Genomic DNA, 2,935 nt, shown 5'->3' on the forward strand with positions numbered 1-2,935 from the left:
AATTCCCTAGGAGCGTCGCTATGGAGAGAAATGGCAAACAGTGCACTTCCGGCACTTCCGGCACTGTCGCGACTTCGCCCTTCGGCGCTCCGGATTCATCGGTTTCGGCGCTGTCGCCATCCATCAGAGACGCGTTCGCACCGCCCCAGCGATCATGCTGCGAAGGGTCGGCTTTGCGATACGTCGGCGACGGCGCCTCTTTCTATTCAACTATCGAGGTTCCTATGAAACGACAACCGAAACGATGCCCCGAGCGTGACCTAGCAGTGCTAGCTCGATTCTGCCACGCAAATGGGATCTGGCCCTCGTTCTACGAGGCCGATCCTCGCAAGCTTCGATGCGAGACCGACCAAGCGCTGTACGCCGAGTACCAAGAGTGGGTCACGAAGACGGCGCACGAACTGATCAATAGCGATCAGATCAACGGCAGGCCGCGACAGCCGGCGCTGCGCCCAATATCTCGCGAGCGCTTCGCTACAGAGCTTGAGGCTGCTGGCTTCGAACGCTTTGGGAAGAATCATTTCAACTATGCAGTCAACTCTTCCATGCGTCCGAGTCGCGCACCTCGCCGTCGATGGGCAGAGAGATGGCCTGATGTTGATACTGATAATGAGGTTGATAAATCAACAATCGGCGGGGGGTAATTACGAGCTTGAATACTCAACTAATGAACAGGGGCCCCCTCGCCCGGTGAAGGTTTTAAGGCAACAGTGAATCAATCCTGTAAGCGTTGATAGGAGAACTTAGATGACTAAACGACCAACAAGAATCCGCGCGAAGACCGCCGCTCATCGCGCGAAGACTACGGCCCAACCTGTGCCATTCCCCGAGAGTGGCGACGTATTGCGAAAGAAGCTGCTACGTGAATTCGTGATCACAGACGCCGCGGGCCTCGCGTTGCTCCAGAGTGCATGCGTCGCATTGGATGCAGCGCTGCAGGCCGAAGTAATTGTGCATAAGGATGGCCCAGTCGTGCGCGGGCATCGAGGCATGGTTGCTCACCCTTGCATCAAGATCGCACGCGACGCTCGTCATCGGATGCTTGTCGCCCTAAAAGCTCTTCGGCTTGAGAGGGACGAGTAATGATCCGCCGCCGTCGTAGAACAATCGGCAGTAAGGAGTCGGCAACCCCGCTTTCACATGAGACCGCGCTCGATGCAGCCGAGAAGCTCCGCGACATGACGCCAGAGAGGCGCGCGAAGGAGTGGAAGGCGCTGCGCCCAAGGATCGTGGCCGGGATTCTGAATGGCGGCATTTACCCTGTCAGTGCGAGCGCCGTCCGGAAACAGCAGATTGCCGAAGGGGTCGCGGATCTCTATCTGAAGCATGCGGAGGGAAAGACGCCGTTCCTTCCACTGCGCGCACCGCAAGCGATGAGGCTCGATGACTACCGAGAGAGTACCGAATGAAAACGACTTCAGACTCGCTCCGTGCGCAGTGTGAGCGCGCTGGACTGCGTGTGTTGCTCACCGATGAAGTTGATTCAGAAGTATGCGCGCAGATCCTCGATATCGAAGAGCGCACGCTGCGAGGTTGGCGGCAGCAAGGCTACGGCCCGCCGTGGCGGCCACAACGGCAGCGGCGGCTATATGCGCTCTCCGATATAGCAGTTTGGATGGATCGCCAACGGCAGGAGGTGGCTGACCGTGGCTGATCGCGGCCGTTAGGTCCTGGCGCCCGTTAACCATAGGAGGGAGGCTGCATTTGTGCGCACGGGCCGCAAGGGGTACGTGTGCCTACCAGTAACACAACTTTAGGAGGCTTTGCATGGATACCATATCAAGCGCGCTGAGTGCGCGCCATAGTGGCATTGAGTTTCTCGATGCACTCCGCGCGGCGGCTGCATCCGTACGACGCGGCGTGCCGATCGAAGTTATCGCCGAGCAGATGCGTCTTCCCGACCGTGCCATTTCGATTGCTAAGGCAGCAGTGAACCCGCAATCGCTCGGCAACGACGCGGCTCTCGCGATCCAGCAATCGGGTAGCGCTGGATTCATTTCCTTCCTCGCGAGCTTCGGAGCGCTCGCAGCGATGAGCAGTAGCACAGTGCGCATTCCGATTGGAACGCCGATCGCGCGCGTTAGTCAGGGTGGTGTAGGTGCCATCGACAGCGGCGAAATTAGTTGGACTCCGCTGTCGCGAATGACCATCGACGGGGAGAGCGCCCTCGCGCCTCGGAAACTTGTTTACATCGATGCATTGACGAATGAATTCGAAAAGTTCGGTGCCCAGTATTCTGGGGCTCTGAACTCTCAGCGTGCGCGGGACTACGCCCTGATGCAAGATCGGATGGCGTTCGACGTGCTGACTGACTCGATCAGCCCGATCTCCGGCCCGACCGATGCTGTCGAGGTCATTCAAGCTCTCGCCGCCGCCGTCAGCGTTGGCGCTGGCAGTTCGCTTTGGCTGTGGGCCTCAGCAGAAACGGTGAAACAAATGTCGTTGCTACGAAATGGCCTCGACGCACCGCTGTTCCCGGATCTTCGGTTTGATGGGGGCGAAATTAGCGCTGGCATCAAGGTCGTGCCCACCGATGCAATGATCGCTCCTGGCTCGCCGGAGGCCCGCGCAATAATGCTCGTGAACGCGGGGGGAGTGGCCTATGACCCCGGAAGAATCGAGTCCGATGTTTCTAGGCAAGCCGTGCTTCAGATGGTCGACGAAACGGCCCCTGGTGCGCAGAGCACCGTCAGTCTGTTCCAAACGAACGGTGTTGCCACGAGGCTGACTCAGTTCTTCGGATTGAAACGACTCCGGGCCTCGGCCGTCGCGTGGGTTTCCGATGTGACGTTTGGAGGGTCGCCGTAATGAACGCAGTGAGAAAGAAAATCGCCACGATGGCTGATTTGCGGGTTCTGAAGGAGCGAGGATATTCCTTCGATGCCTCACACCTACCGGTCACTACGGCGCAGCTTGTCTTCGAGCTGGACACGTT

Annotated in this window: 4 protein-coding genes; all 4 read left to right on the forward strand. The window is 58.7% G+C overall.

Translation table 11 applies throughout. From position 1 onward, the window contains the following. Positions 1-747 precede the first annotated feature (747 nt). The 4 genes from JNL55_RS37505 (at position 748) to JNL55_RS24280 (ending at position 2,808) form a co-directional block, all read left to right on the forward strand. Entirely contained in the window at positions 748-1,083 is a 336-nt protein-coding gene (locus JNL55_RS37505) for a P27 family phage terminase small subunit (RefSeq protein ID WP_415923157.1), read from the forward strand. Next, positions 1,083-1,409, forward strand: coding sequence for a hypothetical protein (locus JNL55_RS24270; protein WP_293860273.1), 327 nt, complete (start codon positions 1,083-1,085; stop codon positions 1,407-1,409). The genes JNL55_RS37505 and JNL55_RS24270 overlap by 1 nt, the downstream gene beginning before the upstream one ends. Continuing rightward, a complete protein-coding gene (locus JNL55_RS24275; RefSeq protein ID WP_293860275.1) occupies positions 1,406-1,654 on the forward strand; it encodes a helix-turn-helix domain-containing protein in 249 nt (82 codons plus the stop codon). The genes JNL55_RS24270 and JNL55_RS24275 overlap by 4 nt, the downstream gene beginning before the upstream one ends. 206 nt (positions 1,655-1,860) lie before the next feature. Then, a complete protein-coding gene (locus JNL55_RS24280; protein WP_293860277.1) occupies positions 1,861-2,808 on the forward strand; it encodes a hypothetical protein in 948 nt (315 codons plus the stop codon). Positions 2,809-2,935 lie beyond the last annotated feature (127 nt).

This window comes from Steroidobacter sp., from assembly GCF_016790065.1.
Lineage (GTDB): Bacteria > Pseudomonadota > Gammaproteobacteria > Steroidobacterales > Steroidobacteraceae > Steroidobacter.

Coding starts and splice junctions, on each gene's coding strand:
- JNL55_RS37505 (WP_415923157.1), top strand. CDS start 748: ATGACTAAACGACCAACAAGAATCCGCGCGAAGACCGCCGCTCATCGC.
- JNL55_RS24270 (WP_293860273.1), top strand. CDS start 1,083: ATGATCCGCCGCCGTCGTAGAACAATCGGCAGTAAGGAGTCGGCAACC.
- JNL55_RS24275 (WP_293860275.1), top strand. CDS start 1,406: ATGAAAACGACTTCAGACTCGCTCCGTGCGCAGTGTGAGCGCGCTGGA.